This is a genomic window from SAR202 cluster bacterium (genome assembly GCA_016872355.1).
Classification (GTDB): domain Bacteria; phylum Chloroflexota; class Dehalococcoidia; order Lucifugimonadales; family VGZY01; genus VGZY01.
This window is the reverse complement of the sequence record VGZY01000110.1, coordinates 1-5,921: the sequence shown is the minus strand read 5'-3', so window position 1 is coordinate 5,921 and position 5,921 is coordinate 1. Positions and strand designations below refer to the sequence as shown.

The 5,921-nt window shown below is 61.3% G+C and carries 6 protein-coding genes; 5 read left to right on the top strand and 1 reads right to left on the bottom strand.

Annotated features, from left to right (window positions below; translation table 11 throughout):
• Positions 1-173: 173 nt before the first annotated feature.
• From FJ319_14280 to FJ319_14260, 5 genes are all read left to right on the top strand, one after another.
• A complete protein-coding gene (locus FJ319_14280; protein MBM3935433.1) occupies positions 174-1,499 on the top strand; it encodes an MFS transporter in 1,326 nt (441 codons plus the stop codon).
• Between the two features lie 55 nt (positions 1,500-1,554).
• Complete coding sequence (locus tag FJ319_14275; protein MBM3935432.1) at positions 1,555-1,911, top strand: DUF1801 domain-containing protein; 357 nt, start codon at positions 1,555-1,557, stop codon at positions 1,909-1,911.
• The gene (locus FJ319_14270; GenBank protein MBM3935431.1) at positions 1,907-2,539 is read left to right on the top strand and encodes a methyltransferase; all 633 of its coding nucleotides are present in this window, start codon (positions 1,907-1,909) and stop codon (positions 2,537-2,539) included. The genes FJ319_14275 and FJ319_14270 overlap by 5 nt, the downstream gene beginning before the upstream one ends.
• 94 nt (positions 2,540-2,633) lie before the next feature.
• Complete coding sequence (locus FJ319_14265; GenBank protein MBM3935430.1) at positions 2,634-3,722, top strand: ATP-binding cassette domain-containing protein; 1,089 nt, start codon at positions 2,634-2,636, stop codon at positions 3,720-3,722.
• The gene (locus tag FJ319_14260; GenBank protein ID MBM3935429.1) at positions 3,667-4,503 is read left to right on the top strand and encodes an ABC transporter permease; all 837 of its coding nucleotides are present in this window, start codon (positions 3,667-3,669) and stop codon (positions 4,501-4,503) included. Before FJ319_14265 ends, FJ319_14260 begins: the two co-directional genes overlap by 56 nt.
• 116 nt (positions 4,504-4,619) lie before the next feature.
• Here FJ319_14260 and FJ319_14255 read toward each other — a convergent pair whose 3' ends face one another.
• Positions 4,620-5,705: a sulfite oxidase gene (locus tag FJ319_14255; protein ID MBM3935428.1), complete on the bottom strand. Its 1,086-nt coding sequence runs from the start codon at positions 5,703-5,705 to the stop codon at positions 4,620-4,622.
• Positions 5,706-5,921: the final 216 nt, after the last annotated feature.

Here is a 5,921-nt window from a genome sequence, read left to right as displayed (position 1 = left end):
CCCCTCCAGAACAAGGTTCAGTATCTGTGCTCTCTTCGCTTCTCGCTCGGTCAAATGTAGTCCTCTCATGGACTGACATATTCACTGAGCAGTTACCTACTGACAATATCACTGAGCAAAGACACGTCAACCGGCAAGTCGTTGACAAGCCATCGGGGCGGGTCTACACTCCAATGGCCGACTTGTTCAGACAGTGTTCCGCCACGGTAATCCGTTACCCCATGTCCTTCAAACCCCATAGCTTCTGGCCCGGCCCCCGCCCGCACCTGCCGGACGGCCGCCACAGGTTCCAGGTTCACACTTTCGATTCCCTCGCGATCAGAGACTTCCGCCTGATCCTCATGAACAGCCTGCTGGTCAACGCCGGCAAGTGGGTCCACGGGGTGGTAGTCGGGTGGCTCACCTTCAACCTCACGCAGTCTCCCTTTATCACCGCGCTGGCCGTGGGGCTGGACCTCCTCCCCGTACTCTTTATCGGGCCATTCGCGGGCGTGTTTCTCGACGCTTTCGACCGGCGCAAGACCCTTGCGATATTCTGCGCCTTTCAAGCCCTCTCCATGCTCGTCTTCAGATTCGTGATAATCATGGGCGCCGCGACCGCCGCTGGCGTCCTAATATACGCCGTCATGAACGGCACCGCGCGCGTGGTGATAGACCCGGGGCGGACTGCGCTGCTGGCGAGCACGGTCCCGGCGAACCGGATAGTGAACTCGTTCGCCATGAACTCCATCGTCGCCAACTTCACCCGGATGATTATGCCCGCCCTCGCAGGGGTGCTCATTGCGTTCGCGGGGGCCGGCTGGACACTTCTCCTTGGCGCCGGTATTCTCGCCGCGGCGGCGGTGTTCTCATGGGCCATGCGGCCGCAGGTTGCGGGGCTTCAGAAACTACAACGCAATTCGCTCCTCTCGAAGAGCGTCGAGGGCGCAAAGTATGCGATGAAGCAGCGCCCGGTGCTGGCCGTCCTGCTGCTGAGCACGATCTCCACGCTGCTTGTCTTGCCGTTCGTCCAAGGCCTTATGCCTGTCTTCGCGGAGGAAGTCCACCATGTGGACGCCCAGGGACTCGGCCTCATGGTCGCAGCCCTCGGAGCGGGACCATTCATTGCATCCTTTGCCCTGGCCTCCGCCAATTTCAAGCGGCCCGGGCGGGCCTCAATCATCTTCAGCGTGCTCCTCGCCCTCGGGACGATCTGGTTTGATTTCAGCCCGACTTTCATCATGGCGCTCGTCGCCCTGACGGTCTACGCTTCCTTCCATACCTCCTTCAACGTGGTGAACAGCGCGTCCCTCCAGGCGCTCATCCCGGACGACCTCCGAGGCCGAGTGCTCTCCTTCGCCGGAATGATCGGCGGCGCCCAGGCGCTCGGCGCAATAGGCGCGGGTGCCCTCGCCGAGTGGATCGGCGCGCCGCACGCCACGGCAGCCGCGGCGGCCTGCGTGCTAGTGTTCCTCGCCCTTTTCGTCATCCGCTTCCCGGAGATATGGAAGCTGAAGTAGCCGAGGCACAGAAGCGCCGCCTCTGGTATATTCTCAGGAGTGAGCAGGAGGCGGAATGGGACCCAAACCGGCAAACATCGACGAATACATTTCAACGCTCCCAGCCAAGTCCCGCGAGACCCTCGAAGCCATCCGCCGCATGATCACCGCCGCCGTGCCCGAGGCGGCCGAAACGATCAGCTACGGCATGCCGACCTTCAACTATCGCGGCGCGTATCTCATCTATTTCGCCGCTGCGACGAGCCACTGCGCCATTTACGGCGCCTCCGCGGGCACGATGCGGTTTCCCATAGGCGAGCCTCCCCCGGAAGCGCTGGTGAAGCGCCTTCTGGCAGAGAGGATCAAGACTATTGAGGCCGGGCCGGTGAAGGGCTACGCCAAGAAAAACCACGCTGGAGGTAAGCATGATTAGCCTGGTCTCAGAAGAGCTCGAGAAGTACTCCACCGAGCACACCACACAGATACCGGCCTACATGCAAGAGCTCATTCGCGTTACGCACGAGAAGGCGGCGAGTCCGCAGATGCTCTCCGGGCCGATAGAAGGCATGCTCCTCCAGACGCTCGCCTATTCCATCGGCGCAAGGCGCATCCTGGAGTTCGGGGCTTTTACCGGCTTCAGCGCTCTCATGATGGCGGAAGCGCTCCCGGATGACGGCGTTATCATCACGTGCGACGTGAACCCCGAGACATCGAAGATCGCCCGGGAATTCTTCAAAAAGAGCCCGCACGGACACAAGATAGACCTCCGCCTCGGCAACGCGCTGGATACCGTCAAGACCTTGAAGGGCCCCATCGACATGGTCTTCATCGACGCCGACAAGGAGAACTACTCGAACTACTACGAGGCTTCGATGAATCTCCTCTCCACCCGAGGCATCATAGTCGTGGACAATGTGCTCTGGAGCGGCAGGGTGCTGAAGCCGGAGGACGCTTCATCTAAGGCCATCGCGGCATTCAATGAGCGCGTTCGAAACGACAGGCGCGTCAAGCACGTGCTCCTACCCGTGCGCAACGGCGTAATGGTTATTCGAAAGGCATAGGCACTGTTGCCACTAGACACAATTAGCACACCAGTGCTATCATCGTTCCCGCTCTAAAGCAAATTCGGCGCTCGCGCCTGAACAGGACTTTTTTGTGGCCAGTACCAACGCAATCGTTGCGCAGGGCCTAGTGCGGCACTTCGGCAAGGTGGAGGCCGTACGCGGCATAGACCTCAAGGTTGAAAAGGGCGAAATCTACGGCTTCCTGGGTCCGAACGGCGCGGGCAAATCGACTGTCGTCCGTATGCTCATTACGCTGCTTATGCCCACGAAGGGCCATGCGGAAGTGGCCGGCTTCGATGTGGTGAAGCACCCGCGCGAAGTGCTTCTTCGCATTGGCGCGGCGTTGCAGGAAGCCGCGCTCGATAACAAGCAGACCGGCAGGGAATTGCTCCGCCTCCAGGGCCGCCTTTTCGGCATGTCTGTGAAGGACGTGGACAGGCGGCTGGTAGACCTGGCGAAGCTGGTGGACATCGGGGACGCGCTGGACAGGCTGATCGGGACCTACTCCGGCGGTATGAAGCGCCGGCTGGACCTGGCGGCCGCGCTGATCCACAACCCGGAGGTGCTGTTCCTGGACGAGCCCACGACCGGGCTGGACCCGATCAGCCGCAACAGGGTGTGGGAGGAGGTGCGCCGGATCAACCGGGACCTGGGCGTCACGATCTTCCTCACCACGCAGTATCTCGAAGAGGCGGACATCCTCTGCGACCGGCTCGGCATCATCAACAACGGCCTGCTTGCCGCGGAGGGCACGCCGGTTGAGCTGAAGCGCTCCATCGGCTCCGACCTGATCATCGCTGAGGTGGAGGGCGACGCCGCCGCCACGCAAAGGGCTGTGGAGAAAGTGCGCGCAGTCAAGCCGATCGAGAAGGTGGAGTCCCACGAGAACGAGATCACAGTGAGCGCCTCCAACGGCGCCGCGGCGATAAGCAGTGTCGCGCTCGCCCTGAACGACGCCGGCGTCAGGGTGCGCACGCTTACGCTCCGCACGCCCACGCTCGACGACGTCTTCCTCCAGGTGACCGGCGGACGCCTGCAACGCGACGCCCCGGTGACCAAGGAAGAAAGCAAGCCCGAGTCCAAGGACGGCAAGAAGAAAGACGGCAAGCAGAGGGACGGTAAAAATGACATCCGCAACTCAGACACAGGAGCAAGTACAACCTTCGGCCCCGCTTGGTAGAAAGGCTTCCTTCCTCTACGACCTTATGTCCGTGGCAGGCAGGGCAATCAGGGGAGCAATGAGGGACTACGAGAGCGTAATCCCGGCGCTTATCATCCCCGTATTCTTTTACACCGTGAACATCGGCGCAATGCAGGACTTCGCCGCGAACGCGCTCCCCGGCCAGGACGGAGCGCAGTTCAATTACAAGGCCTTCCAGCTTCCCGTGGCGATAATCTTCGCCGTGACTGGCATTTCCCGCGCCCTGGTAGTGGTGACTGACATCCAGAACGGCTACTTCGACAGGCTGTCACTCACCCCGGTCAACCGTTGGTCGCTTCTGCTGGGGATGATGATCGCGGACTTCCTCATGGTCGTCGCGCTGACCATTCCGGTTCTGATACTCGGCATGATAACGGGCATCCGCTTTGAGAGCGGCCCGCTCGGCATTCTGGCCTTCGTCCTGATCTCCGCCTCATGGGGCCTCATCTTCGCCGGATTCCCTTATGCCGTGGCGCTCAAGACCGGCAACCCGGCCGCGGTGAATACCTCGTGGCTCGTCTTCTTCCCGTTCGTCTTCCTCACGACGGTCTTCGTGCCGCGTGAGGTAATGACCGGCTGGATGGGAACACTCGCCGGCCTCAACCCGGTGACGTACCTTCTCGCCGCGCTCCGCTCGCTGATAACCGTGGGATGGGACGGCGAAGCGCTCCTAAAAGGCCTTGCCGCCGTGGCCGGCGTGGCGGCCCTCAGCCTCACCCTCGCATTCGCCGCCCTCAACGGCCGCGTCCGCAGGAAATAGACAGACGGCATATCCGATAAACGAGGAGACCGCAGGGCGCAGGTGTGAGTTCGCCCTGCGGTCTTCACATTCTTAACGGCTGTTAACCCATACCCTGTCCCCCGTACCCTGTACCCCTACTCCAGCGGTACTTTCACCGCCACGGAGTGTATGGCACTATTCACGTAACCCCGGAAGTTCCAGGCCGTGACCTCCGGCTGCACAACCCCGTTGGAGTCCGTCGCCCTGACCTTCAGGACGAAGTGGCCCGGGTGCGAAACCCACCTGTACTCCCACCTGCGCCACGCGCGCTTCGCTTTTTCCGTCAACAGTGTGGCGGCGTGCCACGACTTCCCCGCGTCCGTGCTGACCTCCACCTTTGCAATGTCAGCCTCGCCGGACCACGCAAAGCCTCGAATGGTGTATCCGCCCGGCCGCACGATCTCTCCGTGCTTCGGCTGTGCAATAAGCGCCTTCACCTTCATCCGCGAGACCGGCTCGCCGGTGACCTCATCCGCCGCTCCCTCGTTTATGAGCAGGTAGCGCCGCTTCTGGAAGAACCCCTTGAACTCGTAGTCGATCAGGCTGATGCGCGTGAGCCACTTCACCGAGGCCATGCCGAACCACCCGGGAACGACCAGCCTGAGCGGCGCGCCGTGGTCGGCATTCAATAACTCCCCGTTCATATGGGTTGCGACGATCACCTCGGGGTCCACCGCCTGCGCTATGGTCAGGCTGCGCTCGTAGTTGATATGGACCTTCTTCCCGTCCTCCTCCTCCTCGCCGCCGTCAGCGCCCTCGAAGAGCACCTCTTTCGCGTCTCGCCGGATGCCGGCCCGCTCCAGCAGGAGGCTCAGCGGCACGCCCTTCCAGACTGCCGTGCTGATTGCTCCATGGGTAAACTTCAGCCCCTCGGCAGGAGGCATCATGTAAGAGCGGCTGTTGCCGGCGCACTCTATCGTTACCGTCATCTCCCTGCTCGGCATGGCAAGGATGTCGGCGTGAGAGAACGATATCTTGCGGTCGACGGAGCCTTCAATAACGAGTCGGTGGGTTGAGGTATCTATGTGCGGGGTTTCGTGGAAGTGGCTGCGAACGAAGAACTGGCGGGTGGGCGTGATCCAGGTGTCGAGCGACGGTAAATTTACCTCTCGACAGTACGGGTCCTCCGAAACCACGCGCCCGTCCACGGGCTGATCGGACACAGGCTTGGCGATCGTCACAGGCGGCCTCCTTCAAACTTTGTGGCGTGCTTGCTGGCTCTATCTCCGAGTTTACGACGGACCCCATGCCCCGTCAATCTTCAAAATCGCAGCTGTCTTTGCTCAGTGATATTGTCAGTAGGTAACTGCTCAGTGAATATGTCAGTCCATGAGAGGACTACATTTGACCGAGCGAGAAGCGAAGAGAGCACAGATACTGAACCTTGTTCTGGAGGG

Excerpts from the sequence above, each read along its gene's own strand:
- FJ319_14280 (MBM3935433.1), top strand. The coding sequence starts at position 174 with ATGGCCGACTTGTTCAGACAGTGTTCCGCCACGGTAATCCGTTACCCC.
- FJ319_14275 (MBM3935432.1), top strand. The coding sequence starts at position 1,555 with ATGGGACCCAAACCGGCAAACATCGACGAATACATTTCAACGCTCCCA.
- FJ319_14260 (MBM3935429.1), top strand. The coding sequence starts at position 3,667 with ATGACATCCGCAACTCAGACACAGGAGCAAGTACAACCTTCGGCCCCG.